The sequence below is a fragment of the Polaromonas sp. genome, assembly GCF_030680935.1.
Classification (GTDB): domain Bacteria; phylum Pseudomonadota; class Gammaproteobacteria; order Burkholderiales; family Burkholderiaceae_C; genus Polaromonas.
Window position 1 is genome coordinate 27,656 of the sequence record NZ_JAUXUP010000022.1, and the last position, 24,725, is coordinate 52,380.

The 24,725-nt window shown below is 61.9% G+C and carries 22 protein-coding genes; 11 read left to right on the top strand and 11 right to left on the bottom strand.

Annotated features, from left to right (window positions below):
* Positions 1-2: 2 nt before the first annotated feature.
* The 3 genes from Q8L50_RS06065 to Q8L50_RS06075 all read right to left on the bottom strand — a co-directional run bounded on the left by Q8L50_RS06065 (position 3) and on the right by Q8L50_RS06075 (position 3,583).
* Positions 3-917: an NAD(P)-dependent oxidoreductase gene (locus Q8L50_RS06065; protein ID WP_305347762.1), complete on the bottom strand. Its 915-nt coding sequence runs from the start codon at positions 915-917 to the stop codon at positions 3-5.
* A 473-nt stretch (positions 918-1,390) separates the two neighbouring features.
* Positions 1,391-2,527, bottom strand: a complete 1,137-nt coding sequence (locus Q8L50_RS06070) for a PilT/PilU family type 4a pilus ATPase (RefSeq protein ID WP_305347763.1) — start codon at positions 2,525-2,527, stop codon at positions 1,391-1,393.
* Between the two features lie 12 nt (positions 2,528-2,539).
* Positions 2,540-3,583 carry a type IV pilus twitching motility protein PilT gene (locus Q8L50_RS06075; RefSeq protein WP_305347764.1) on the bottom strand — a complete coding sequence of 348 codons (1,044 nt, stop codon included), beginning with the start codon at positions 3,581-3,583 and terminating at the stop codon, positions 2,540-2,542.
* Positions 3,584-3,616: 33 nt separating this feature from the next.
* On the opposite strand from Q8L50_RS06075, the gene Q8L50_RS06080 reads away from it, so the two are divergent.
* Positions 3,617-4,387 carry a YggS family pyridoxal phosphate-dependent enzyme gene (locus Q8L50_RS06080; RefSeq protein ID WP_305347765.1) on the top strand — a complete coding sequence of 257 codons (771 nt, stop codon included), beginning with the start codon at positions 3,617-3,619 and terminating at the stop codon, positions 4,385-4,387.
* Here the strand turns inward: Q8L50_RS06080 and Q8L50_RS06085 are convergent.
* The 3 genes from Q8L50_RS06085 to Q8L50_RS06095 form a co-directional block, all read right to left on the bottom strand.
* Positions 4,368-4,940 (bottom strand): DUF3617 domain-containing protein, encoded by a 573-nt coding sequence (locus tag Q8L50_RS06085; RefSeq protein WP_305347766.1) that lies wholly within the window; start codon positions 4,938-4,940, stop codon positions 4,368-4,370. The two genes, Q8L50_RS06080 and Q8L50_RS06085, sit on opposite strands and share 20 nt — an antisense overlap.
* Before the next feature lie 21 nt (positions 4,941-4,961).
* The gene (locus Q8L50_RS06090; protein WP_305347767.1) at positions 4,962-6,104 is read right to left on the bottom strand and encodes an ABC transporter substrate-binding protein; all 1,143 of its coding nucleotides are present in this window, start codon (positions 6,102-6,104) and stop codon (positions 4,962-4,964) included.
* 193 nt (positions 6,105-6,297) lie between these two features.
* Positions 6,298-6,777, bottom strand: coding sequence for an Lrp/AsnC ligand binding domain-containing protein (locus Q8L50_RS06095; RefSeq protein ID WP_305347768.1), 480 nt, complete (start codon positions 6,775-6,777; stop codon positions 6,298-6,300).
* 100 nt (positions 6,778-6,877) lie between these two features.
* Here Q8L50_RS06095 and Q8L50_RS06100 point away from each other — a divergent pair, with 100 nt between their 5' ends.
* Entirely contained in the window at positions 6,878-9,877 is a 3,000-nt protein-coding gene (locus tag Q8L50_RS06100; protein WP_305347769.1) for an L-glutamate gamma-semialdehyde dehydrogenase, read from the top strand.
* Between the two features lie 12 nt (positions 9,878-9,889).
* Here the strand turns inward: Q8L50_RS06100 and Q8L50_RS06105 are convergent, their stop codons facing one another.
* A complete protein-coding gene (locus tag Q8L50_RS06105; RefSeq protein ID WP_305347770.1) occupies positions 9,890-10,900 on the bottom strand; it encodes an asparaginase in 1,011 nt (336 codons plus the stop codon).
* A 116-nt stretch (positions 10,901-11,016) separates the two neighbouring features.
* On the opposite strand from Q8L50_RS06105, the gene Q8L50_RS06110 reads away from it, so the two are divergent.
* Genes Q8L50_RS06110 through Q8L50_RS06135 form a run of 6 tightly spaced genes read left to right on the top strand, consistent with a single transcriptional unit; the run spans position 11,017 to position 15,662 of the window.
* Positions 11,017-11,265, top strand: a complete 249-nt coding sequence (locus Q8L50_RS06110; protein ID WP_305347771.1) for a hypothetical protein — start codon at positions 11,017-11,019, stop codon at positions 11,263-11,265.
* A gap of 9 nt (positions 11,266-11,274) precedes the next feature.
* Positions 11,275-11,610 (top strand): hypothetical protein, encoded by a 336-nt coding sequence (locus tag Q8L50_RS06115; protein WP_305347772.1) that lies wholly within the window; start codon positions 11,275-11,277, stop codon positions 11,608-11,610.
* Positions 11,611-11,667: 57 nt separating this feature from the next.
* A complete protein-coding gene (locus Q8L50_RS06120; protein ID WP_305347773.1) occupies positions 11,668-11,982 on the top strand; it encodes a CcdB family protein in 315 nt (104 codons plus the stop codon).
* A gap of 6 nt (positions 11,983-11,988) precedes the next feature.
* Positions 11,989-15,000, top strand: a complete 3,012-nt coding sequence (locus Q8L50_RS06125) for a DNA methyltransferase (protein WP_305347774.1) — start codon at positions 11,989-11,991, stop codon at positions 14,998-15,000.
* Positions 15,001-15,050: 50 nt separating this feature from the next.
* Positions 15,051-15,347, top strand: coding sequence for a type II toxin-antitoxin system RelE/ParE family toxin (locus Q8L50_RS06130; RefSeq protein ID WP_305347775.1), 297 nt, complete (start codon positions 15,051-15,053; stop codon positions 15,345-15,347).
* Positions 15,348-15,350: 3 nt separating this feature from the next.
* The gene (locus Q8L50_RS06135; protein WP_305347776.1) at positions 15,351-15,662 is read left to right on the top strand and encodes an addiction module antidote protein; all 312 of its coding nucleotides are present in this window, start codon (positions 15,351-15,353) and stop codon (positions 15,660-15,662) included.
* Between the two features lie 125 nt (positions 15,663-15,787).
* On the opposite strand, the gene Q8L50_RS06140 is transcribed toward Q8L50_RS06135, so the two are convergent.
* The 4 genes from Q8L50_RS06140 to Q8L50_RS06155 form a co-directional block, all read right to left on the bottom strand.
* On the bottom strand, positions 15,788-18,262 hold the full coding sequence (locus Q8L50_RS06140; RefSeq protein WP_305347777.1) for an EAL domain-containing protein: 2,475 nt from the start codon (positions 18,260-18,262) through the stop codon (positions 15,788-15,790).
* 50 nt (positions 18,263-18,312) lie between these two features.
* Positions 18,313-18,627: a hypothetical protein gene (locus Q8L50_RS06145; RefSeq protein WP_305347778.1), complete on the bottom strand. Its 315-nt coding sequence runs from the start codon at positions 18,625-18,627 to the stop codon at positions 18,313-18,315.
* Between the two features lie 200 nt (positions 18,628-18,827).
* Positions 18,828-19,520 carry a Crp/Fnr family transcriptional regulator gene (locus tag Q8L50_RS06150; RefSeq protein WP_305347779.1) on the bottom strand — a complete coding sequence of 231 codons (693 nt, stop codon included), beginning with the start codon at positions 19,518-19,520 and terminating at the stop codon, positions 18,828-18,830.
* Positions 19,521-19,685: 165 nt separating this feature from the next.
* Positions 19,686-20,405, bottom strand: a complete 720-nt coding sequence (locus Q8L50_RS06155) for a Crp/Fnr family transcriptional regulator (protein ID WP_305347780.1) — start codon at positions 20,403-20,405, stop codon at positions 19,686-19,688.
* A gap of 428 nt (positions 20,406-20,833) precedes the next feature.
* Here Q8L50_RS06155 and Q8L50_RS06160 point away from each other — a divergent pair, with 428 nt between their 5' ends.
* The 3 genes from Q8L50_RS06160 (at position 20,834) to Q8L50_RS06170 (ending at position 24,712) form a co-directional block, all read left to right on the top strand.
* Positions 20,834-21,127: an RNA-binding protein gene (locus Q8L50_RS06160; RefSeq protein WP_305347781.1), complete on the top strand. Its 294-nt coding sequence runs from the start codon at positions 20,834-20,836 to the stop codon at positions 21,125-21,127.
* Positions 21,124-22,269, top strand: a complete 1,146-nt coding sequence (gene wecB, locus Q8L50_RS06165) for a non-hydrolyzing UDP-N-acetylglucosamine 2-epimerase (protein ID WP_305347782.1) — start codon at positions 21,124-21,126, stop codon at positions 22,267-22,269. Before Q8L50_RS06160 ends, wecB begins: the two co-directional genes overlap by 4 nt.
* A 184-nt stretch (positions 22,270-22,453) precedes the next feature.
* Positions 22,454-24,712: a cellulose synthase gene (locus Q8L50_RS06170; RefSeq protein WP_305347783.1), complete on the top strand. Its 2,259-nt coding sequence runs from the start codon at positions 22,454-22,456 to the stop codon at positions 24,710-24,712.
* The last annotated feature ends 13 nt before the right edge of the window (positions 24,713-24,725 follow it).

Sequence of the window (24,725 nt, forward strand, 5' to 3'; positions counted from 1 at the left end):
CTTTATTTCAGTCGTTTGATCAGGCTGGAGGTGTCCCAGCGCTGTCCGCCCATCGCCTGCACGTCGGCGTAAAACTGGTCTACCAAGGCCGTAACCGGCAAACGTGCGCCATTGGTTTTGGCTTCGTCCAGCACCAGGCCCAAGTCTTTGCGCATCCAGTCCACCGCAAAACCAAAGTCAAACTTGTCGGCCACCATGGTCTTGCCCCGGTTGTCGAGCTGCCAGCTCTGCGCTGCACCCTTGCCGATCACGTCCAGCACCTGGTTGACATCCAGTCCGGCCTTTTGCCCAAAGGCGATGGCTTCGCTCAGGCCCTGTACCAGCCCCGCGATACAAATCTGGTTGACCATTTTGGTGAGTTGGCCGGCGCCGCTGGCGCCCATCAGTGTGAAGGCTTTGGAAAACGCCATGCCGGCCGGCTTGACGGCCTCAAACGCCGCCGCATCGCCGCCGCACATGACGGTCAGCAGGCCGTTTTGCGCGCCGGCCTGGCCGCCAGAGACCGGGGCGTCGACAAACTGCAGCTTCAGCGCCTGGGCGGCCGCATACAGCTCGCGGGCCACGTTGGCCGACGCGGTGGTGTGATCAACAAAGATGGCGCCCGGCTGCATGCCGGCAAAAGCACCGTCTTTTCCGAGGGTGACCCCGCGCAAATCATCGTCGTTGCCGACGCAGCAAAACACGATGTCGGCGCCCTGCGCTGCCTCACGCGGCGTTGCGGCATGTTTTGGGCTGCTGGTCCCTGCGTATTCAGTACACCATGCTATTGATTTGGCAGCGGTGCGGTTGTACACCGTGACCTGGTGGCCGGCCAGCGCCAGGTGGCCCGCCATGGGGTAGCCCATCACGCCCAGGCCGAGAAAGGCGACTTTGCGGGAGGGGGCTGCTTCGTAGGTTTTGGGGTTGGTGCTGTTCATGATGTGGGCGCTGTTGGAAGGGCGATGAGGCGTAGCAAGCGGGCTTCAGGCGAGGCGCCCAGCACACAGCCAAGGGAAGGGTACGTAAGGATAGCGAGCACCGCGCATCGACGCATCAAGCCCGCGCAGTAGCCAGGGATGCGCTGCCTGACTCGCGCCGTGCGCGGCGAGGCTTTTGCGGGATGAGCCGAGAGGCGCAAAACCCAAGGCAAGGCTTTGCGCCTTGCCTGGTTTTGTAACGAAGCGGATCGCCCGCAAAACCACGCCCCTTCGGGTTCGGACCCGAGCAAACGCGGTCGCGTTTGCGGGCCATGTTGGCCATTCCGGCACGCACAGCCGACCGGCTGTGCTGGCGGGCGCTTTCCTCACCAAACCCCTTGCGTGTGCCTCCGGGCACACGACGCGGCGTGTTGGCGAGCAAATCATCCCGTTGTGGACCCGAACGCGCATGGCGGAAGTCAGGCAGCGCATCCCTAGATGATGGCCATGTTTTCTGTACCGGCCGCCAGGTCCTGTGTCTTGGCGCGCTGTGAATTGAGCTTGATCTGCAGGCGCAGGTCATTGACCGAATCGGCATTGCGCAGCGCATCTTCGTAGGTGATGGTGTTGGACTCGAACGCATCAAACAGGGCCTGGTCAAAAGTCTGCATGCCCAGGTTGCGGCTTTTCTTCATGATCTCCTTGATCTCGGCGACCTCGCCCTTGAAGATCAGGTCAGAGATCAGCGGTGTGTTCAGCATGATTTCAACCGCCGCAACGCGGCCCTTGCTGTTCTGCTTGGGCACCAGGCGCTGCGAGATCATGGCCTTCATGTTGAGCGACAAATCCATCAGCAGCTGAGCGCGGCGCTCTTCCGGGAAGAAGTTGATGATGCGGTCCAGCGCCTGGTTGGCGCTGTTGGCGTGCAGGGTGCACAGGCACAGGTGGCCCGTCTCGGCAAACGCCACGGCATGCTCCATGGTTTCGCGGTCGCGCACCTCGCCCATCAAAATCACGTCGGGTGCCTGGCGCAGGGTGTTTTTCAGCGCCGCTTCCCAGCTGTCAGTGTCCAGCCCGACTTCGCGCTGCGTTACCACGCAATTTTTGTGCGGGTGCACAAACTCCACCGGGTCTTCAATCGTGATGATGTGGCCGTAGGAGTTTTCGTTGCGCCAATCGACCATGGCAGCCAGCGTGGTCGACTTGCCCGAGCCGGTAGCGCCCACCAGAATGCACAGGCCACGCTTGGACATCACCACTTCCTTGAGCACCTGCGGCACACCCAGGCCGTCAATCGTCGGCAGCACCGCCGGGATCACCCGCATCACCATGCCGACCTTGCCCTGCTGGATGAAGGCGTTGACGCGGAAGCGACCGACACTGGGCGGCGATATCGCGAAGTTGCACTCTTTCGTGCGCTCAAACTCGGCGGCCTGCTTGTCGTTCATGATGGCGCGGGCCAGCGCCAGCGTGTGGCTGGCATTGAGTGGCTGCGGCGACACCTTGGTGACCTTGCCGTCGACTTTCATGGCCGGCGGAAAATCCGCAGTGATGAACAAATCGCTGCCGTTGCGGCTGACCATCAGTTTGAGAAGGTCGTTGATGAATTTACTGGCCTGGTCGCGTTCCATGACTTGTCCTGGTTAGCCGGGGAAGTTTTCCGGAATTTTCGCTTTGCCGCGCGCTTCAGCGGCGGAAATGACGTTGCGCTTGACCAGATCGGTCAGGTTCTGGTCCAGGGTCTGCATGCCCACGCTGTTGCCGGTCTGGATCGACGAATACATCTGCGCGACCTTGGCTTCCCGGATCAAATTACGGATGGCGCTGGTGCCCAGCATGATTTCGTGGGCAGCCACACGGCCCTGGCCGTCTTTGGTTTTGCACAGGGTTTGCGAGATCACGGCCTGCAGCGACTCGGACAACATGGCGCGGATCATTTCCTTTTCTTCGGACGGAAACACGTCAATGATCCGGTCAATCGTTTTGGCCGCGCTGGAGGTGTGCAGCGTGCCAAACACCAGGTGGCCGGTTTCAGCGGCCGTCATGGCCAGGCGAATGGTTTCCAGGTCGCGCATCTCGCCGACCAGAATGGCGTCCGGGTCTTCGCGCAGTGCGGACTTCAATGCCGCGCTGAAGCTCAGCGTGTGCGGGCCGACCTCACGCTGGTTGATCAGGCATTTTTTCGATTCGTGCACAAACTCGATCGGGTCTTCCACCGTCAGGATGTGACCGTACTCGGTTTCGTTGAGGAAGTTGACCATGGCTGCCAGGGTGGTCGATTTGCCCGAGCCGGTGGGACCGGTGACCAGCACCATGCCGCGCGGCTTCATCGCCAGATCGCCAAAAATCTTCGGCGCGTTGAGCTGCTCCAGCGTCAGGATCTTCGAGGGGATGGTCCGGAAGACGGCGCCAGCGCCCCGGTTCTGGTTGAAGGCATTGACGCGAAAACGCGCCAAGCCGTCAATCTCGAACGAGAAGTCAATCTCCAGAAACTCCTCGTAGTTTTTGCGCTGCGTGTCGTTCATGATGTCGTACACCATGCCATGCACCTGCTTGTGGTCCAGCGGATCGACGTTGATGCGTCGTACATCCCCGTGCACCCGGATCATGGGCGGCAGCCCCGCCGAGAGGTGCAGATCCGACGCCTTGTTCTTGACGCTGAAAGCCAGCAGCTGGGTAATGTCCATCCCGGGAGTTCCTCATAAGTTTACAGTTCGATTATGACCATGATTGTTGACAATCTCCAAGCTGTGCATGCGCGCATCGCTGCGGCTTGCGCAGCCTGCGGGCGCGACCCAGGCGATGTTCGCTTGTTGGCCGTTTCAAAAACCTTCGGGCCCGACGCGGTCATCGAGGCGCTCTCAGGCGGGCAGTCCGCATTTGGAGAGAACTACATTCAGGAGGGGGTGGAGAAGATTCTCTCGGTTCTCAGATGGGAAGCCGATGGCCTTCGGCTGTCGTCTTCTGGCCATTCCTCCGCGTTCCGCTCCCCACCTTCGGCGGGGCCCCTCTCCATCCCTCCAGAATGGCACTGCATCGGTCCCATCCAGAGCAACAAGACGCGGCTGGTGGCTGAGCACTTCGACTGGGTCCAGTCGGTGGACCGCCTGAAAATTGCGCAGCGCCTGAGCGAGCAGCGGCCAGAACATCTGCCCCCGCTGCAGGTGTGCCTGCAGGTCAATATCGACGGCGGCGCCAACAAGGCGGGCGTGAGCCCGGATGATGCGTTGGCGCTGGCCGCAGAAGTGGCGCGGCTGCCCCGGCTGCAGTTGCGCGGCATCATGTCTATCCCCGAGCCTGCTATTGATTTTGTAGCTGCTTGCGCAATTCACAAAAGGGCTGCAGGCCTTTTTGGTGAGATCAATGCGGCTGGGGTGTTGCCCCGGGCGATGGACACCTTGTCCATGGGCATGACGGCCGACCTGGAGGCCGCCATCCATGCTGGCAGCACCATGGTGCGTGTGGGGACCGCTATTTTCGGAGGCCGGTGATCGGCTTGACCGTCCCGCAGTCGCTAGCAATCCACTTGCCGCCGCCATCCATGGTCATGGTTTCCGGCTTGCCCTGTACGTTGCTTTTCATGACCATCTTCATGCTGTAGGCCTCGGGGCTGACGTAGGTCACCGTGCCTTCTCCGCTGGACGGCGGTTGGGTGCAGACAAAAGACATCTTCATGGTGTTGCCGGAACGCGGCGAGGTGCTGGTCTTGCAGTCGCCTTGTTGCGCGGGCAGCTCATTGCGGTCAATCATGTCCTGGGTCATGCAGATTTTGGCCACGATGTTGCCAGGCCCACCCGCGCCTAGAGCAACCCCCTGCTTGGCCATCATGTCCTGCATCATCTTGCGTTGCTCGGGCGGCATGGCGGCCATCTGTTTTTGCATCTCGGCCATGCCTTTTTCAAGCTGGCCTGAGCCGGATTGCATCTTGTTGTTGATCTCCCACAAACCGGGCTTGAGGTTTTGGGCCATGGCAAGCGGGCTTGCCAGCAAGAGCAACGCCAGCACGCTGGCAGCGAGCTGCGGTGGGGTACGCCGTAGGTTCATGAATCTGTTCTCCAAAAAATCCTATCGCACGAAGCGCCCGCCTCGCCCAATGATGGTGAGGTCGGTGAAGCGCGAGCCTTCGTGGCTTTTGGGCCCATAGTTGACCAGGAAGCCGCCCAGGTTGACCTCGCGCATGGACTCCAGCCCGGTCACCAGGCTCTCTCGCGTCAGTGTTTTTCCGGCCCGGCGCACGCCCTCTACAAACACCTTGGCCGCCAGAAAACCTTCCATGCTGGAAAAGTCAAAATCCTTGTTGCCGCCTTCCGTCATGCGCTGCTGGTACTCGCGCACGATGGCCGATGACGCTGTGTAAGGGAAGGGCACCACCTGCGAAATCGTCACGCCTGCGCCGGCGTCGCCGAGCTCGGCCGACAGCGCCGTGGAGCCGACAAAACTGACATTGAAAAATTGTCCGCCATAACCCTTGGAACGAGCCAGCTTGATCAGCGCTGCGCAGGATTTGTAGGCGCTGATCTGCACCACGGCTTCCGGCGCCGCCGTCTGCAGGGTTGCCCAGGCGGCGGCCACATCAATCGAGTTGCGTTCCACGGTGACGGCAGCGGCGGCGGTGAGATTGCGCTTGGCCAGGGCCCGCGTGACCCCCTCCAGCCCGGCTTTGCCATAAGAGTCGTTCTGGTAGAACACCGCAATTTTCTTGATACCCAGCGTGCTCAGGTGTTGCACGATGCGTTCGGTTTCGTCAAAGTAACTGGCGCGTACATGAAACAGGTTGCGGTTAAACGGCTCGCGCAGGGCCTGTGCGCCGGTGAAGGGCCCAATCAGCGGAATCCCTGCTGCATTGATGGCGGGCACCGCCGCCAGCGTGGTGGGCGTGCCGACCGAGCCTACCAATGCAAACACCTTGTCTTCCTCAATCAGCGCCTTGACAGCAGCGGCGGCTTTCTCCGGCTCATAACCGTCGTCGCGTGAAACCAATTTGATGCTGCGCCCATTGATGCCGCCGGCCGCATTCACCGCATTGAAGTGCGCCAGCATGCCTAGCTGCATGCGTTTGCCAAGTTCTGCCGCCGGCCCGGTCTGGGCAGCAAATTGCCCCACCAGAATTTCGCGGTCGGTGACGCCGGTCTCTGCTGCCGCCGGAGCGGTCGCCATGAACAGGGCGGCAAACAGGGCGCAGGAGGCCCAGAGGGAGTGCTTGTTCATCAGGGGTTCTTTCGGTAAGGGAGCTGGGCTTGGCCAAAGGCTGCCTTGCCGAATGGATGCAAAACAGAACATGACCCGACCTGAAGGTAGTCCAAGTCCCGGGGGCTGGCAATGTGGTTGCCCCCCACGGTGTGCACTATTGACCAAAGCAGGCCAAAAAGGCTGCGCTGCGGAGATCTCTTTGTTGCTGTGCTTACACACCCAGCGCGAGCCGGGTAGTACTTTTCACCTCTTCCATCACCGCGTAGGTGCGGGTCTCGCGCACGCCCGGCAATTGCCACAACACGGTGCCGGCAAAGTGGCGGTAGGCCGGCATGTCGGCCATGCGGGTCTTGAGCAAGTAGTCAAAGCCGCCGGCCACCATGTGGCATTCCATGATTTCAGGGTAGACCTGCACCGCCGCCTTGAAGGCATCAAACACGTTGGGCGTGGTGCGGTCCAGCAGCACCTCTACAAACACCATCATGCCGGCACCCAGCTGCAGCGGGTTCAGCCGCGCTTCGTAGCCCAGGATGAAACCATCGCGGCTCAGGCGCTGCACCCGGGCCAGAACGGCCGTGGCAGACAGGGCCACGCTTTCAGCCAGCTTCAGGTTGGAGATGCGGCCATCGTGCTGCAGAAGATTCAGAATCTTCAAATCAATGCGGTCAATGTTGGTCAGGGTTTGGGTCATATCTGGTGAAATATTCTGAAAAATCAGCCAAATTTAGCGTGAAATTCGTTTTGAATCAAGCCAACATCACAGCATTCACCATCTGCGGAGTTTTTCAAAAATGAGCTATCAACCCAGGCTGCCTTTTCCCTACCTGCCCGAGACCGCTGTTGTGTCTGACGGTCTGGCTGCGCTGGCTGGCGGGCTTGACTGGGCCGCTGCCGTTTTGCCAGCCCACCCCTGGGTGCAGGCGGTGCGTGACAAGCCGCCACCGTTCTGGGCCATGGAAAGCCTGCTCAAGGAGTACCCCATTTCCAGCGCTGAGGGCCTGGCCCTGATGCGCCTGGCCGAGGCCCTGCTGCGTGTACCCGACGCCGAGACGGCGATTGCCCTGACCGCCGACCAGCTGGGTCGCGCCGACTTTGATGCAGCCGGCGACGGCGTGATGGCGCGCCTGTCGGCGTCGGCGATTGGGCTGTCCAAAAAGTTTCTGCCAGAGGACGGCCAGAACAAGCTCATGAGCAAACTCGGCGCGCGCACGGTGGTGGCCGCCACCTTGCGTGCCGTGCAGCTGCTGGGCCGGCAGTTTGTGCTGGGGCAGAACATAGTCGAGGCGATGAAGGAGGCCAATGGCAGCAGAAAGACCCTGCCTGGCCTGCGCTTCAGCTACGACATGCTGGGTGAAGGCGCACGCACCGACGCCGACGCGCAGGCCTACCTGGCCAGCTATACAAACGCTATTAAATCGATAGCTTCTCACGCAGATGTGGCGTTGGCTTGTGAGCAAAATGATGGTATATCCATCAAGCTCAGCGCACTGCATCCGCGTTACGAAGATGCCCAGCACACACGTGTGATGGCCGAGCTGGTGCCGCGCGTCTGGGGGCTGTGCGAGCTGGCGGCGCGCGCCAACATCAACCTCACCATTGACGCCGAAGAGGTGGACCGGCTGGAGCTGTCGCTGGAGGTGTTTGAAGCGCTGGCCGCCCGGGTGGCAGAACACTACCCGCAGTGGCAGGGCTTCGGCCTGGCCTTGCAGGCTTACCAGACCCGCTCGCTGGCGCTGGTGCAGGCGGTGATTGCGCTGGCGCGCAAATACCAGCTGCGCTTCATGTGCCGCCTGGTCAAGGGCGCCTACTGGGATTCAGAGATCAAGCGGGCGCAAGAGCTGGGTTTGCCGCATTACCCGGTGTTCACCCACAAGCACCACACCGATGTGTCTTACCTCGCCTGTGCACAGGCCCTGCTGGCTGCACCTGATGCGATTTACCCGCAGTTTGCGGGGCATAACGCAGGAACCATCGCCGCGATCATTCAGATGGCCGCGCGCGATAGTGTCCCTTTCGAGTTGCAGCGGCTGCACGGCATGGGCGAAGGTATCTTCCGCGAGATACTGAAAAATCCGCAGATCAGCTGCCGTGTGTACGCGCCGGTAGGCGCGCACCGCGACCTGCTGGCCTACCTGGTGCGCCGCCTGCTGGAGAACGGCGCCAACTCCTCCTTTGTGCACCAGCTCGCCGACGAGTCGGTCGGTATGGATGTGTTGCTGACGTCGCCGCTGCGCCTGGCGCCGCAGCCTTCATTGCCGCTGCCGCCCGAGCTGTATGGCCAGACGCGCGCCAACAGCGAAGGGCTGGATCTGACGGTGCAAACCATGCGCGCTCCGCTGCTGGCCGCACTGGCCAGCACACAAGTGCCGGTGGTACCGGAGTTTGATGCCAAATTGGCCTCTGGCCCTTTATCCATAAGCGCAAGCAGCTATCAAAAGTGGAGCAAGTCAGAGGTGGCTGAACGCGCCGCCATCTTGCGCCGCGCGGCGGATACGCTGCAGCAGCAGATGCCGCGCTTTTGCGCACTGCTGGTCAAAGAGGCTTTCAAGACCTGGGGCGATGCGGTCAGCGAGGTACGCGAGGCGATTGACTTTTTGCGCTACTACGCCAACGAGGCCGAGCGCATCATGCAGCCCATCGCGATGCCCGGCCAAAGCCAGGGCGTGACACACGGCGTCACGGGCGAAACCAACACCCTGCGCCTGACCGCGCGCGGCCCCTGGGTCTGCATCAGCCCGTGGAATTTTCCGCTGGCCATTTTTGTCGGCCAGGTCGCCGCGGCGCTGGCCACCGGCAACACCGTGTTGGCCAAACCGGCCGAGCAGACGCCCGGCGTGGCCTGGGAAGCGGTCAAGCTTTTGCATGCTGCAGGTGTGCCCGAAGGCGCGCTGCAACTGCTGCACGGCCCCGGCGAAACCGTGGGTGCCGCGCTGGTGGCGGCGCCGGGTGTGGCCGGGGTGGTGTTCACCGGCTCCACCCAGGTCGCCAAAATCATCAATCGCGCCCTGGCCGCCAAAGACGGCCCCATCACCCCGCTGATCGCCGAGACCGGCGGCATCAATGCCATGCTGGTGGACAGCAGTGCATTGCCCGAGCAAGTGGTCGATGCCGTGGTGCAAAGCGCTTTTCGTTCTGCCGGCCAGCGCTGCTCGGCCCTGCGTCTGCTGTGCCTGCATGAGGGCATTGCCGACAAGGTGATTGAAATGATTCAGGGCGCGGTGCAGGAGCTGAAAGTGGGCGACCCGGCTGAGCTGGCCACCGACGTCGGCCCGGTGATAGACCGCGAGGCCTTTGACAACATCCAGCGCCACCTGCAGCGTTTGGGTTCAAGCTCAAAAGTGCTTCCAGCCATTGTTCCGCCTGCGCAAGCAGCTCCTGATTCAATAGCAAATCTGATCTACCCTGCGGCCTTTGAGGTCGCCACCCTGGCCGAAGTCAAAGACGAAATTTTCGGCCCGGTGCTGCAAATCGTGCGCTGGCGCGGCGACCCGGCAGCCGTGATCGCCCAGATCAATGCCCTCGGCTACGGCCTCACATTGGGCATCCAGACCCGCATCGACTCACGCGCCCAGGCCCTGGCTACGGCCGCGCATGTGGGCAACATCTACATCAACCGCAACATGATTGGTGCGGTGGTGGGGGTGCAGCCATTCGGCGGCGAGGGCTTGAGCGGCACCGGCCCCAAAGCCGGTGGGCCGCACTACCTGTACCGCTTTTGCGCGGAGCAGACCGTGACCGTCAACACCACGGCGGCGGGCGGCAATGCGACTTTGCTGGCCGGCGGGCATTGATGCGCTCTTGCCTCAGCCCCCGGCCTTCAGGCTGAACGCTGGCCGCCGGTCACCCACTAGCAAGCCGCGCGCATTGATGATGGGCCGGGCGCGCCAGGGCTCCAGCTCGGCGCGCTGGTCATCGTCCAGCCAGCCCAGCTGGTCCAGCGCCTCGACTGTGGCGGCGTACAGCGCCTGTTTGTTGCCGTCCATGACCTTCAGCGCCAGCGCTTCGCCCCGGCTTTTGCTGCCGACCACTTGCACACCGTCGGCGCCTATTTTTGTGACCCAGTCGCCGCGCCCGGCACGCATGAAGGCCAGGTCGTTGCGGCCGGTACCGGACACCAGCTCGGGGTGCGCGGTCATGGCTTCGCCCAGCACCGCAAAGCTTGCGCCAAACTCGCTGTCGCGCGCGCCACTGGCCAGGCGCGCGTAGCCCAGGGCCAGCTTGGCCAGCGGCATGGCGTAGTTGGGGGCCGAGCAACCGTCTATGCCTGCCACCATGTCTTGCGCGTCCATGCCGACTGCGCGCGCCACGTCGCGGCGTATCGCCTGTTGCAGGGGGTGGTCTGGCGCAATGTAGTCGTCCAGGCTCAGCCTGTGTTGCACGCAATAGGCCAGAAAACCGGCATGTTTGCCACTGCAGTTGTTGTGCCGCTCGTCAAACACCAGATCCGGCGGCGGTGGCTGGTCCAGCAGCGTGAACAGCCCCGGCACGTGGCAGCCGCAGCGCAGCGCCTTGTAGGTCAGTCCGGCTTTGTCCAGCATGCCTTGCGCCGCCGCCGCATGCATGTCCTCACCGTTGTGGCTGGCGCACAGCAGCGCCACCTGGCCGGTACTGAAGCCAAACTGCGCCGGGCCGCCCGCCTCGACAAAAGGCAGGGCCTGCAGCGCCTTCAGGGTAGAGCGGGTGAACGTCATCCAGTGCGGGTCACCCGCGCTGGCCACCAGGCGGCCCTGGGTGTTGACAACAGCGATGGAGCCCACATGCTGGCACTCCAGCGTGCCGGCGCGGGTCAGTTCTACAAGCGGTGTGTGTGGCATGCAGGCATTGTGGCCCAGCGGCCCCGAGTGATTGACGGCGGCGGGATTTTCCATCGCCCGGTTGACCCTGCTTATTTCATGCGGCATGATGGCATGAATATTCTGAAGGAGCTGCCATGCTGAAAGAAGTAGGTACCTACCGCGTGGGCGACGGCTGGCTTACGCCCGAGCGGCTGGCAGCGCGCAAGGCGGCGCTGGAGCGCAGTCCGGAAGAGACAGAACGCATGGCCCGCCAGTGGGAGTCTGAAAATCAGGGCGCCATCGACAGCATGAACAAGCACTATGAAGCGATCGGTAGCATGGGCTGGCGCATTTATGAGTGGCGCAAAAAGCAGGCCGCGGCCAACATTAACCAAAGTCATTAAGGACACACGATGCTTAAAGAAGTGGGTGCCAGCGGCCAGATATCGCTGGGTAAGAAGTTTGCGGGGCAACTGTATGACGCTGTCTTTCACCAGGACGGTCGGGTTGAACTGCTGCCGGTCAAGGTTGTGCCTGCTGATCCACAGGTGCGGGAAGACACGGCTGCTTATGAGGTCAAGTCGCCTGTCCGTGCCCAGCCAGCTCCGGTCGCCGGTGCAGAAAATCAGAAGTGGGTAGCCGACCACGCTGCCGAGATTGCGGAGTACAACGCCTGGGCCAGTACGCGTGAGCCTTATGCCCAGCGTGTACGACGCTGGCGGCAATCGCAAGCGGGCCAGCCCACCTGATCACAGACCTGACCTGTCGGTGACTGCGCTTCGCTTCAAACCTGTCCGTTCACATTCATGGCCCGCTTCGACATCTATCCCAACCCTATTACTGAAGACCGTCCCGAGTTCCCTTTTGTGCTCCAGATACAAAGCGATCTGCTTTATCAGTTCACAGAACGGGTATGCGTGCCCTTGGCTCGCCCACAGGCGGTGCCCGGGTTGACGGAACGCTTTAACCCAACCATTGAGGTGGCCGGTGAAACCTTGCGCCTGCATCCCTTGGGCATCAGCGTTTTTTATGTCAATGAATTGCGTGACATCATCGCGTCTGCCCAGGCGCGCGGACTTGATATTGAAACCGCGTTAGACATGCTGTTGCGGGGCTATTAAAAAACCATGACCCCCCAAACCTTCATCACCAAATGGGGCCCCGGCGGGCCGGCCTTTCACCTCAACGAAGAGCAGGGTGCGCAAAGCCACTTCATTGATCTGTGTGACCTGCTGGGCGTGCCCAGGCCCGGCACCGAAGCGGGTTACCTGTTTGAAGAAAAAAACACCGTCGTAGGCGGGCGCACTGGTTATGCCGATGTCTTCAAGCGCGGCGCGTTTGCATGGGAGAACAAGGCCCCCGGCAAAAACCTGAACGACGCACTGACGCAACTGCTGCGCTACAGCAGCGCGCTCAGCAACCCACCCATTCTGGTGGTGTGTGACCGCCTGACCATCCGTATTCAAACCCAGTTCACCGGCCACCCAACCGAAACCTTCAACATCGCGCTGGCCGAGCTTGACCAGCCCGAAAAACTGGTTCTGCTGCGCCGAATCTGGACCGACCCCGAGAGTTTCAGGCCCAAGAAAACCAGCCGCGACATTACCGAAGCCGCCGCTAAAAGTTTTGCCACGCTGGCCGACGGCCTGCGCAAGCGCGGCCCCGCCAAAGACACGCAGCCGCAGCAAGCCCAGCAGCATGCCGACGAAGTGGCGCACTTCCTCACCCAGTGCCTGTTCTGCTTTTTTGCCGAAGACGTGGGCCTGCTGCCCGGACGCATGTTTGAGGGCCTGGTCAACAACCGCAAACTCACCAGCGACAAACTCACCACCGGCTTGCACAACCTCTTCACCGTCATGCGCGAAGGCGGCCTGTACGGCAACGACGACATTCCGTGGTTCAACGGCGGCCTGTTCAGAAAAATCAAGGTGCCCGCGCTTACCGTGCTCGACATGACCGAGCTGCGCAACGCAGCCGCGCTGAACTGGAGCGCGATTGATGTGTCCATCTTTGGCACCCTGTTTGAGCGCGGGCTGGACCCGGCCAAACGCAGCCAGCTGGGCGCTCACTACACCGATCCGGCCACCATCATGCGTATTGTGGAGCCCGTGTTGCAGCGGCCTTTGCTACAGATTTGGGAGCAAACTGCGCTGGTCATCAAAGGGCTGCTGGCCAAAAGCAGAAAGAAGGGCGACGCCAGTTACAAAGCCGCGCTGACACACTTTGTGGGCTGGCTGGACCAGCTTGAAAACTACCGCGTGCTCGACCCCGCCTGCGGCAGCGGCAACTTTTTGTTTCTGGGCCTGAAGGCACTGAAAGACATTGAGCACAAAAGCCACCTCGAAGCCGCCACCCTGGGCCTGGACCGAGAGGCCGATCTGGTCACCGGCCCGCACAACATGCTGGGTATTGAGCTGAACGAATACGCCGCCGAGCTGGCGCGCGTGACCGTGTGGATAGGCGAGCTGCAATGGCGGTTGCAACACGGCTACGAGTTCAAGACCAATCCGGTGCTGGACCCGCTGGACCATATTGAGTGCCGCGATGCGCTCTTGAGCTTTGATGCTGAGGGCAAGGCTCACGAAGCCGATTGGCCGAAGGCGAGTGTGGTGATTGGCAACCCGCCGTTTTTGGGCGGCAGCAAGAAGCGGCGTGAGTTGGGCGATGCTTACTTTGAGGCTTTGGACACTGTTTTCTCCGGGCGCATTCCCGCAGGAGCAGATCTGGTGTGCTACTGGTTTGACAAGTCTCTCAAGCAAATAAGTGAAGCAGGCTTGGGTGCGGCGGGTCTGGTGGCCACCAATTCCATTCGCGGGGGCTCAAATCGCAAAGTTCTCGGGGCGATCGCGGGATCATCACGAATCTTTGAGGCATGGAGCGACGAGGGCTGGGTTAACGACGGTGCGGCGGTGAGGGTGTCTCTCATATGTTTTGGACATTCATCCTCTGCAAAACTGGATGGCAGCACGGTCGCCGGAATCCATGCTGATTTGACACCGCAATCACAGAACACTGACAGCATAGACCTGACCTTGGCTCGAACCTTGCCGGAAAATGCAGGTTTCGTGTTCGAGGGTTTGCGTAAAGACGGAGACCTCGATATTGGTGGGCAAATCGCGCGTCGCTGGATGGCGGTGCCCAATCCTCATGGCCGCTCAAACGCAGAAATTTTGCGGCCTTTGATCAACGGAATTGACATTACACGCAGACGGCGCGACGGGTGGGTGATTGACTTCGGGGCTTCCATGTCCGTTGAAGATGCAGCTTTGTACGAGCAGCCTTTTGCTCACGTATTGCAATACGTGAAGCCAGTACGTGAAAAAAATAATGACCACATTCGCCGAACCTTTTGGTGGCGCTTTGGCCGTAACGGTGAACAGTTCCGAGCCGCAATTGCGAAGGTGCCGCGCTATATCAACACGCCGCGCGTTGCGAAGCATCGGCTATTCGTTTGGCAACCAGCCGCCAATCTGCCTGACACAGCGACTGTGGCCATCACAATCCCTGATGATGTAGCGTTTGGCATCCTGCACAGCCGCTTCCACGAACTCTGGTCGCTGCGCATGGGCACTTGGCTGGGCGTCGGTAACGACCCGCGCTACACCCCCACCACCTGCTTCGAAACCTTCCCCTTCCCCCAAGGCCTGACCCCTGCCGACACGGCGCATCAGCAAACCGAAGCGATAACAGGCGGTGCGCTGATTCCCGCCGGGCTTTCAGAATCAAATCGGCCTCTAGCCCATACGGAACGTGCGCAAGCAGCTATAAATTTAGTAGCAACTCGCGCAGCAGCAGAAGCCATCGCCCGCGCCGCCAAACGCCTGACCGACCTGCGCGAGGTCTGGCTGAACCCGCCCGAGTGGACGCAGCGTGTGCCCGAGGTGATTCCGCTGGGCATGACGGCCAGCCCCTATCCGGACCGCATCCTGCCCAAAGACGGGCACGAGAAAGACCTGGCCGAGCGCACGCTGACCAAGCTCTACAACCAGCGCCCGGTCTGGCTGGACGCGGCGCACAAAGAACTCGACACCGCAGTGGCCGCCGCCTACGGCTGGGCGGACTACACGCCCGAGATGCCAGATGAGGAAATCCTCAAGCGGCTGCTGGCGCTGAATCTGGAGCGCTCCAGAGCCGCTTGAAATCGGTTGCGTATCAGCTGACAACCTGTAAACCATGGGTTACAATCGCCATGCTTGAAATCATCAAAACAGAAATCTTCGAGCGCTGGCTGCTTGGGCTGAAAGACCGGACGGCGCGTATTCGTGTTTTGGTGCGGATCGACAGGTTGGCCAGCGGAAATCCGGGTGATTTCAAGCCTGTGCGGGAAGGTATTGCAGAGCTGCGTATTGATCACGGCCCCGGATACAGGGTTTATTTCACGCGGCGTGGACCGCTGGTCATCGTGCTTCTGGTCGGCGGTGACAAACGCTCACAGGACGCCGACATTGAAGCTGCCATTGCAATGGCAAAAGACTGGAAGGATTGAGTGATGGCTGAAAAACTGCTTGCTGAAAAGTTCTCGCGTTGGGACAGCGCCGATTACCTCAAGACGGAAGAAGACATTGAGCTCTATTTTGAACTTTGCCTTCAGGAAGACCCCGGTGACGGCAGCCTGATTCGCAGGGCGCTTGGCTCCATCGCCCGCGCGCGCGGCATGAGCCAGCTGGCCCGCGACACCGGCCTGGCGCGTGAGGGGCTGTACAAGGCCCTGTCGCCCGAGGGCAATCCGGAGTTTGCAACGGTGATGAAAGTCATCAAGGCGCTGGGGCTCAAGCTGGGCGTGCCGTCAACGCAGAGTTGACGCCCGCGCCGCAGTTGCGGCGCCGTGCAGCCGAAATGTTTGATCAAATCGGCCTCCAGCCCATGCGCAGCTTGCGCAAGCAGCTGCTAAATGAATAGCAAGTATTCGCCGATCCCCGTGCCTTCTCAGGTCGACTTCTGCGGCAAGCCCTGTATGAAAACCTCCAGCTCATCAATCGGCAGCGGTTTGCAAAACAGGTAGCCCTGGTAGCAGTGGCAGCCGTGGCGTGCCAGAAAGTCGCGTTGTGCTTCGGTCTCCACGCCTTCGGCCATCACACCCAGGCCCAGGCTTTGCGCCAGGCCAATGATGGTGCGTGCAATGGCCGCGTCGTTGGGGTCGGTCAGCACGTCCTTGACAAAGCTGCGGTCGATTTTGAGCTGATCCAGCGGCAGGTGTTTCAAGTACGACAGGGCTGAATAACCGATGCCAAAGTCGTCGATCGACAAGGTCACGCCGGCCTCTTTCAGTATGCCCATCTTCGCTATCGTCACATCCATGTGGTCTGCCAACAGGCTTTCGGTCAGCTCCAGCTTGAGCCGCTCTGCGCGAATACCGGCCTGCTTGATACACCCCATGACCAGCTCCACAAACTCGGGTTGGCGAAACTGGCGCACGCTGACATTGATGGCAATCGAGAGCTTTTCGGTCTCGGAGCGTTTTGCCCACTCCGCCAGCTGGGTGCAGGCGGTTTCCATCACCCACTGGCCCAGCGGCAGAATCAGCCCGCTTTCTTCGGCCTGCGCGATGAATAGGTCGGGAAACACCAGCCCGCGCTTCGGGTGCCGCCAGCGCACCAGGGCTTCCGCGCCGACCATATGCCCTTGGCGCCCGACTTGTGGCTGGTAGTGCAGCACAAACTCATGGTGGCGCAGGCCTTGCCGCAGCTCGCTGGTGAGGGCTGCATTGGCCGTCGCTATGGCCTGCATGCCGGGGTCAAAAAAGCAGATCGCGTTGCGCCCATCGGCCTTGGCCTGGTACATCGCCAAGTCGGCTTGCTTGAGCAGCTCGCCCACGCTTTGCTGGTGCTGGCTGATGAGGGTAATGCCAATGCTGCAAGTTCCGTCGTAGTCGATGCCGGCCAGGTCGTAGGGTTCGCACAAGGTGCTCAGAATTTTCTGCGCCACGAGTTTGGCTTTGGCACCAGCCACCTGCGGGTCGTCGCCCAGGTTTTCCAGCAACACCACAAACTCGTCGCCGCCGAGCCGCGCCACCGTGTCGCGCAGCCGCACGCAGGCGTTCAGCCGGCTGGCCACTTTTTGCAGCAGCAAATCGCCTGTGGCATGGCCGCGTGTGTCGTTGAGTACCTTGAAATTGTCCAGGTCAATAAACATCAGCGCCCCCGTCCTGTCGGGGCTTCCCGTGTGCGACAGTGCCAGGCGCAGGCTGTTCATCAGCATCTGGCGATTGGGCAGCTGGGTCAGCGCGTCGTAGAAGGCGAGGTGTTCAATTTCATCTTCTGCGGCCTTGCGCTCGGTGATGTCGCGCGCCACCGCGACCCAGTGCGTGAGACCCCGGCTGAAATAGTCCACCGGCACAATTTCCAGCTCCAGCCAGAACTGCTCGCCGTTTTTTTTGTAGTTGATCAGTTCGGCGCGCACTGGCTGCGTATTGCTCAGCGCCTGGCGGATGCGGTCCAGTTCGGCGCGCTGTGTGCGCTGGCCCTGCAGCAGGCGTGGCGTCTGGCCCAGCACCTCGGCGCGGCTGTAGCCGGTTTGCCGCTCGAATGCATCATTGACAAACACAATCCGCGGGCCGGGCGCATCGATCGGGCCGGCTTCGGTGATCAGCACAATGTCGTTCAGGCGTGAAATGCTGGTTTGCAGCAGCAGCAGTTCCTCTTGCGATTGGCGTCTGTCGCTGACGTCGCGCAGGTACAGCGCCAGCCCCTCATCAAACGGGTGGGCGCGCAGCTCCAGCCAGCGCCCCGGCGCGGCATAAAAAGCCTCACATTCCATGTATTGCGCGCTGCCCAGGGCGGTCATCAGGTCCTGACGCAAGCGCCCGGCCTCACTACCCTCCAGCACTTCCCATAGCGTTTGCCCCAGCAGCGCAGTGCTCGGGCGACGCAGCAAACGTTCCGCCTCCGGGTTGACATAGGTCAGGCGGGCCTCGCGGTCCAGCGTGGCAAAGGCGTCGGTCATGCTGGCCAGCGTGGTGGCCAGCCGCATGGTCAGGCTCAGGGTTTCCTGCTGGGCGCGTTTTTCGGTGCTCAGGTTTTTGATGACGCCTGACATCTGCACCAGCGCGCCCGCGGCATCACGCACCGCCTCGCCCAGCGCGCGAACCCATAGGCGCTGGCCTTGTGCGGTGATGGCCTGGGCCTCTTCATCAAACGCCGTGCCGTGGGTGCAGGCCTGCAGCACGATGGCCATGCGGTCGCGCGACTCGGGGGCAAAAAAATCAAGGGGCTGCCGCCATGGCGGCGTTGCCTCGCTGCCGCCTTGCAGCAGGTCGGCCAGGGGCTGGGTCCAGCTCAGTTGGTGCGCGGGCAGGCTGAACGACCAGGTGCCCGCACCAGCTGCGCGTTGCAGCAGGGTCAGCAGGCTGGCCGGAATGGTGGCCGCGTCAGACGCAGGCGTGGTAAGTGCGACAGGGGGCATCGAACGAAAGTAACACGCGTATCACACGCATGCGCTTCCGTTGCAGCGCGTCAGGGTGTCAGACGCTGGCTGCGCTCGTACTTCAGGGCCACATGCAGTTGATCCAGCGCACCCACACAATCGAGCACCACGGCCTGGATCAGGCTGGCGGTCAGGGCGGCAGAACAGGCGGGCACATCTGGCGGGTGGTGCAGGTCGTCACCGACGGCGTGGCACAGCCTGGCTGACACCGCGTCAAACAGGACGTCCCAGTCTACCGGGTCAATGGCCAGGCGGTGATCGCCTCCTTCTACCGGCAAGTTTGGCGCGCTACTTACAAGCAGCAGGTTCGAAGCGGAATCCTGACCGTTGGGTTTGGCTTGCATGGCTGAAGACATGGTAGCGTGTGGTGTGATGCCTCCGTTGTAAGCCGAGCGGTGATGATCGTCGGTGCGATAGCGCACATAGAAACCGTTTCTGAGGCCTCTGGCGTGGCCCGTGTTGCCCACTACGGGGTGCTAAACACCTGTTACAGACAAGGAGGTGTTGGTACGCTGCAACAACCTGCATGCTTTGGGGTGTTGCCTCAGCCCAGCAACTGCGCATAGGTGTGCCGGTCGGCGGCATAACAGCCGCAGGCCGCTGCCTCCAGACCAGCCCGGTCCAGCACCTTGAGCTCGCCGCGGTGGTACTCGATCAGGCCTTCCTTTTGCATGGCACTGGCGGCAGCGGTGACACCCACGCGGCGCATGCCCAGCATATAGGCCAAAAACTCATGCGTCACATGAAAGCTGTCTGAATGGGCGCGGTCCTGGCTCATGAGTAGCCAACGCGCCAGGCGCTGCCCGATCAGGTGAAAACGCAGGCAACCGGCAGAACCGGCTGCCTGAGCCATCAGCACGTATAAATAGTGTTTGATGCCGCGTTGCAGCGCCGGGCTTTGCGCCAGCTCGCGTTTGAAGGCAGCGGCACTCATGCGCCAGGCCGAGCCCTGGCCCTGCACCAGCGCGCGCCAAGGCGCATCCAGCACCCCCAGGGTCAACTGTGCGCCCAGCATGCCTTCGCGCCCGACCATGCCGACTTCCACACCGGGGCTGCCCTCGACCAGGGTCACCAGCGAAATAAATCCATCAGTAGGGAAGTAAACATGGGCGGTGGGTTTGTCAGGTTCGCACAAGACGTCTGACAGTACCAATTGCACCGGCTTGCAGGCGGCCAGCAAGCGTTTGCGGTCGCTGCGGGGGAGGAGTTCTATCAGGTGGTTTTCGACTGAGGCCATGTTGGCTCTCCGGTGGGTAGCGCACCCCTGTGCGGGGACAAGATCAAGCCGCGCTACGGTCGAAACCAGTTCAAATCGGTGCCCCAGTATGCGCTAACCCACGCTACCCCACTGTTTGCCCACGCACATGGGCCCCATAAGCCGCCGCCTTGGCTGTCTGGCTTGTTAGATTGTTGTCAGCGCGGGCAGCAGCCTGTCGTACTCTTTTTTGACCACGCCGTAACACTCGCAGGAGCGCTTTTCCAGGCCCGGGCGGTCCAGTACGGTGATGCGCCCGCGCGAGTAACGAATCAGGCCGGCGGCCTGCACCTGCAGCGCTGCTTCGGTCACGCCTTCACGGCGCACGCCCAGCATGTTGGAGATCAACTCCTGCGTCATCACCAGCTCGTTGCCGTCTAGCCGGTCCAGGCTCAAGAGCAGCCAGCGGCAGAGCTGCTGGTCCAGCGAATGGTGCCGGTTGCAGACGGCGGTTTGCGACATTTGCGTGATCAGCGCCTGGGTGTAACGCAGCAGCAGGTGTAACACTGGCCCGCCCCGGTTGAACTCTTCCTTCAGGGCCTGGGCTGGCAGCCTGAAACCCTTGCCAGCGCTTTGCACCACGGCCCGGCTGGGGGTGGATTCACCGCCCATGAACAGCGAGATGCCGACCAAGCCCTCATTGCCCACCACGGCAATTTCGGCCGACGAGCCGTTTTCAAGCACATACAACATCGAAATAATCGCGGTCGTCGGAAAATACACATGGCTAAGCGTGGCGCCCGATTCATACAACACCTGGCCCAGGGGCATGTCGACCCATTCCAGCTGGGGCAACCAGCGCTGCCACTCGGCATCTGGCAGGGCAGCCAGCAAAGTGTTTTTTTTCGGGTCGGGGGAAACAGCCATCAACAAAAGCTCCGAAGCAGTACTGGCTTCGAGCGGTGCCTCTGGCAGAGGTCTCGGGCCAGCCGGACATAGTAGGCTTTTCAAGCCGCTTTGTATGTACGCTAGCGCACAAACTGATCAGCGGTTCGCCAAAGTGTTCCGGGATGGCTGAATCGGCCTCGTCCGGCGCCGCGTTGATGCCTGCGAATGGCATGGGCTGGCCTTCAAATGGTTTGTGTGCAATTGACAGACGCCCTCGGCCTTCGGTCAGTGCGTCCCGCCGCAATATTTCGCTGCGTCATGCTTTGATTTAAGGGCCAGTCACTCCGCAGGGGGCTATGTCCTACATGTTGTAACGGGGTTTCCGTAGAACACCTAAGCGCCGGACTACCTATATTGCATAAGAACTTAAGTTTTAAAGATTACTCGACAGCAGCCCTGAATCACAAATGATTAATGCGTTCGACCAACTTAAAGAGTTTTCCGACATTGGCGCCCTGAAGCCGGCGCTGCATTCCCTGCTCTCGCGTTTTGGTTCGGTAGAACGTCTGGACATCCTGGTTTCCAGCCAGGCAGGCAAACGTCAGGCGCTGTGCTTTCTGCGCATGGGCTCGGCAGAACAGGAGCACCAGATCACGCGCGAGTTGGGGGTGGGTCGTTTCGCCGGCGACCTGGTCATGATTGTTGACTTGAAAACGCCAGGGACCGAGCGCGATAACGCGCCTACCCTGCAGGCAGCATGAGCGGCTTGCAAACACACGGCGTGGGCGTACAAGAGATCCTGCTGGTTTCGGGCACGCGTCCGGAAATCATCAAGCTGGCGCCGGTGTATCACGCGCTGCGAGGCGCCCCATGGGCGCGGGTGTCGTGGCTGCATACCGGCCAGCATGCAGACATGGCCGACCAGATCCTGGCCTGCTTTGACGTGGTGCCCGATATTTCGCTGTCTCGGGGCGGCGACAGCCTGCTGGACTTCAGCACCGGCTGCCGGCAACAGCTTGACGCCGTGATGCAGCAGCGCGACTGGTCGCTGGTGATGGTGCAGGGCGACACCGAAAGCGCCTTTCAGGGCGCGCTGGCCGGGTTTTACCACCGGGTTCCAGTGGCTCACGTCGAAGCTGGTTTGCGTACCTACAACCTTGCCCGGCCTTTCCCCGAGGAAGGCCTGCGCCAGATGATCAGCCGGTTGGCACGTTTTCACTTTGCGCCCACGCAGCGCGCCCTGGTAGCGCTGCAAAACGAAGGCATCGCGGATGAGTTGATCACGCTCACCGGCAACACGGTGATTGATGCCCAACAGTGGGCCTGCGTGCACCGCGGCGTGCAACGGCAGGTGGCGGGCCGGGGCCATTTGCTGGTGACGGTACACCGGCGTGAAAACTGGGGCCACGATGTGCAGGAGATCTGCCATGCGATTGCCGACATCGCACGCCAGCAGCCTGACCTGAATGTGCTGTTTCCCGTGCACCTCAATCCGGCCATTCAGGGGCCTGTCAACGACATCCTTGGAGGGATTGCCAACGTCACGCTGACTTCTCCACTGGACTACACCGGCATGCAGCAGGCGCTCGCCGACGCGTGGCTGGTGCTGACCGATTCTGGAGGCCTGCAGGAAGAGGCGCCGACCTTTGGTGTGCCGGTACTGGTACTGCGCGACGAAACGGAACGGCCCGAGGCCATCGAGGCCGGCTGTGCCCTGCTGATAGGCGTGTCACGTGCTGCGATTGTGGGTGAAGTGGCGCGCTTGTCGGGCGATAAACAGGCCTACCTCCGCATGTCGCAGGCCGTGAATCCTTTCGGCGACGGCACCGCTTCGAGCAAGATTGTGGCCATGTTGGCCAGCGCGCTGGCCAACGAACCTGCGACCGTCCCCGAATTCGCGTGAGTTGCGTGTGGACCGGCCTTTTCAGTTTTTACAAAAATCGTCCTTCCACGGACGACTTCACTGCTGACGATCGCGCGTGATGGCTGCCGATTTGCCTGCTTCGGCGCCTTCGCCGCAAGCACCTGACCGGGGCGATTCCCGGCATTTCCCAGCACTGCCCAGCCTTGTCGAGAAAAAAAGTTTTATGAAGACCCTGTCCAAACTCTCCGACCACTTGCCGCAACTTGTATGCCGCTCCAGCCTGATCGTTGCGGTTTGTCTGCCTTTGCTGGCCCAGGGGCAACCTGTTTCTACTGGGGCGCCCGGCGCAGCGGCCAGCGCGTCTGAAGTTTTCAGGCGTCTCACGGCCGACCGTTGGGTCTCCCGCGAGATCACGTTTGCGGAACTAGGGTTCACAGGGCCTCTGGTGCTGGGCGCGCCGGAGACAGTGCGCGAGCTGTACCTGCCGGTCCCGGCCAATGTGCCCTTGAGCGGGGCCGAGATCAAGCTCAATGCCAGCTACTTGCGCGCGGAGGGTGGTCGAACCAGCCTGGTGCTGTCGCTGGACAGCTACCCGGTGTCATCGCGGCTGATGGCGCAGGACAAGGGCGACGCCAGCATTCTTCTGGGCGTGGACGGATCCCCCAGAACCAGCGGATTTGTCAGGATGGGACTGAGCTGGAACACGGCCATGGGCGCGGAGCGGCTCTGCACCGACGGCCGCGTTGTCGGCAATGTGCTGCGCATCGAGCCGGACTCGCGTTTTACCTACCGCTATGACGCCAGCTCTGTGCGTGACCTGGCGACCGCATGGGGGTCCTTGCCCTCTTCGCCCGTGATCCTGGTTTCTTCGAACAATCTCAGCGCGGGGTCTTATGACTCAGCCTGGCGCATGGGCGTGGCACTGGAGCGGGCCGGCAAACGCGCCCGGATACAGGCGCTGGCCAGCGTGGGCGAGACGATTGATCTGGACGGCCTGGCGGTGCCGGCGGCGCTGCGCGGCATCCCGGCTTTTGCGGCGCTGGCCCAGGGCGGAAAATACAAAATCAAGGATGCCGCCGAGATCGGGGCCCTGCTTTCTCTGGGCGCAGCCAGCCCGCTGCGGGCCGACATCATCATTGCCGACAAGGCGCTGACTGCAGGCATGAATACGTCCCTGGACGCCCTCCAGAACCAGCTGCAGGCGGCAGCGCCGGCGGCCGTCGCTGATTTTGCCGCGTGGCGCGCACGCGCGCTGGAGCCGGCAGCCCTGCCTGCCGCACCAGGGGAAATCCGCCTGTCCCCGGCCTTCGGCAATCCGGCCATTGTTGTCGCCAGCGATGCGGGCGCGCAGGCGGCCGGCTTGTTCAGTACCTATTGGAGCCGCCTGGCGGTTGGCTCATCGATGGTGGTGCAAACCGCTGCCGATCCGACGGGCGACGCGTCGGCGGTATCGCTGAAATACCTGGGCGGCAGACCGGGCAGTTTTGATGTTCTGTCGCACGCCGACTGGAACGCCAGTTTCGATATAGGCGCAGTCGCGGCCGATGGACGCCTGCCCTCCAGCCTGATACTCGATGTGTCTGCAGCGCCAAGTGCGGCGCGCACGCCGCCGGTGGTCTCCGTGTTCATGAACGACATCCTTCTGGGCGCCCGGCAGATGGACGCCAACGGGAAGCTTGAGCGCGTCACGGCACGCATCCCTGCCTACGCCCTGGCCGCGCGCAATACCCTGCGCGTCAGCTTTGTGCGCCAGCTGGCCAGCGACCGCTGCCGAGAATCGCCGGAACCCTACCCCGTGTCGGTGTTGCCCAGCAGCCGCATGCTGCTGGAAAAGACCGATATCTCCAATGACTTCACTGGCATGGTGGCACGGTATGCCACGGGTGCGCATGTGATGGTGCCCGCCGCCTATCTTGCAGATGCAGCCGCTTCGCTGCCGCGGCTGATCCGCATGGCCGTCACAGCCGGCGTTTCGCCCATGAAGGCCAGTTTCACGGCGGTCACGGGCGACACCATCCCGCCGCCCGGCGGCCCCTTTCTGGCGATGGAATTGCCCTTCAGGGATGCAGAGTCGAAGGTCACGCTCGAAGCCGGACGGCTGGTGATGAATGGCCACAGCAAAGAGGCCGTCCTCGATATCAAGGGGGTGAACAACGTGGCGATTGTCGAGGTGGTCAAGGTCAAGGGCAATATAGGGTTGGTTTACCGCACGGTGGGCGAGCAGGCCCCCGCCCTGGACAAAGCCATTGTGCTGGCTGGCGGTGACGTTGCGGTGATAGGTGCCGGCGGCCTGCTGCTCGAGATCAACTCGGCCGACCCGGGCGGCCGCAAGGCGGTGGGTGCCGAAGCGGGCATCTGGCTTCTGGCCCGGGGCTATTGGTGGATGCTGCCGGTACTCGGTGTCGTCTTCATGATCGGGTTGCTGGTGTTCGCTAGCCGGGTGCGCCGGCGCAAGGCCGCGGAACAGGCTGCCAGGGTGTAGGCTGACCTGCAAG

What these genes read in the sequence shown, in the direction of transcription:
- Q8L50_RS06070 (WP_305347763.1), bottom strand. Translation starts at nt 2,527, where the DNA reads ATGGAACGCGACCAGGCCAGTAAATTCATCAACGACCTTCTCAAACTG.
- Q8L50_RS06155 (WP_305347780.1), bottom strand. Translation starts at nt 20,405, where the DNA reads ATGGCTGTTTCCCCCGACCCGAAAAAAAACACTTTGCTGGCTGCCCTG.
- Q8L50_RS06090 (WP_305347767.1), bottom strand. Translation starts at nt 6,104, where the DNA reads ATGAACAAGCACTCCCTCTGGGCCTCCTGCGCCCTGTTTGCCGCCCTG.
- Q8L50_RS06065 (WP_305347762.1), bottom strand. Translation starts at nt 917, where the DNA reads ATGAACAGCACCAACCCCAAAACCTACGAAGCAGCCCCCTCCCGCAAA.
- Q8L50_RS06080 (WP_305347765.1), top strand. Translation starts at nt 3,617, where the DNA reads ATGACCATGATTGTTGACAATCTCCAAGCTGTGCATGCGCGCATCGCT.
- Q8L50_RS06085 (WP_305347766.1), bottom strand. Translation starts at nt 4,940, where the DNA reads ATGAACCTACGGCGTACCCCACCGCAGCTCGCTGCCAGCGTGCTGGCG.
- Q8L50_RS06105 (WP_305347770.1), bottom strand. Translation starts at nt 10,900, where the DNA reads ATGCCACACACACCGCTTGTAGAACTGACCCGCGCCGGCACGCTGGAG.
- Q8L50_RS06120 (WP_305347773.1), top strand. Translation starts at nt 11,668, where the DNA reads ATGGCCCGCTTCGACATCTATCCCAACCCTATTACTGAAGACCGTCCC.
- wecB (WP_305347782.1), top strand. Translation starts at nt 21,124, where the DNA reads ATGAGCGGCTTGCAAACACACGGCGTGGGCGTACAAGAGATCCTGCTG.
- Q8L50_RS06075 (WP_305347764.1), bottom strand. Translation starts at nt 3,583, where the DNA reads ATGGACATTACCCAGCTGCTGGCTTTCAGCGTCAAGAACAAGGCGTCG.
- Q8L50_RS06135 (WP_305347776.1), top strand. Translation starts at nt 15,351, where the DNA reads ATGGCTGAAAAACTGCTTGCTGAAAAGTTCTCGCGTTGGGACAGCGCC.
- Q8L50_RS06145 (WP_305347778.1), bottom strand. Translation starts at nt 18,627, where the DNA reads ATGCAAGCCAAACCCAACGGTCAGGATTCCGCTTCGAACCTGCTGCTT.
- Q8L50_RS06130 (WP_305347775.1), top strand. Translation starts at nt 15,051, where the DNA reads ATGCTTGAAATCATCAAAACAGAAATCTTCGAGCGCTGGCTGCTTGGG.
- Q8L50_RS06125 (WP_305347774.1), top strand. Translation starts at nt 11,989, where the DNA reads ATGACCCCCCAAACCTTCATCACCAAATGGGGCCCCGGCGGGCCGGCC.
- Q8L50_RS06160 (WP_305347781.1), top strand. Translation starts at nt 20,834, where the DNA reads ATGATTAATGCGTTCGACCAACTTAAAGAGTTTTCCGACATTGGCGCC.
- Q8L50_RS06150 (WP_305347779.1), bottom strand. Translation starts at nt 19,520, where the DNA reads ATGGCCTCAGTCGAAAACCACCTGATAGAACTCCTCCCCCGCAGCGAC.
- Q8L50_RS06140 (WP_305347777.1), bottom strand. Translation starts at nt 18,262, where the DNA reads ATGCCCCCTGTCGCACTTACCACGCCTGCGTCTGACGCGGCCACCATT.
- Q8L50_RS06170 (WP_305347783.1), top strand. Translation starts at nt 22,454, where the DNA reads ATGAAGACCCTGTCCAAACTCTCCGACCACTTGCCGCAACTTGTATGC.
- Q8L50_RS06115 (WP_305347772.1), top strand. Translation starts at nt 11,275, where the DNA reads ATGCTTAAAGAAGTGGGTGCCAGCGGCCAGATATCGCTGGGTAAGAAG.
- Q8L50_RS06100 (WP_305347769.1), top strand. Translation starts at nt 6,878, where the DNA reads ATGAGCTATCAACCCAGGCTGCCTTTTCCCTACCTGCCCGAGACCGCT.
- Q8L50_RS06110 (WP_305347771.1), top strand. Translation starts at nt 11,017, where the DNA reads ATGCTGAAAGAAGTAGGTACCTACCGCGTGGGCGACGGCTGGCTTACG.
- Q8L50_RS06095 (WP_305347768.1), bottom strand. Translation starts at nt 6,777, where the DNA reads ATGACCCAAACCCTGACCAACATTGACCGCATTGATTTGAAGATTCTG.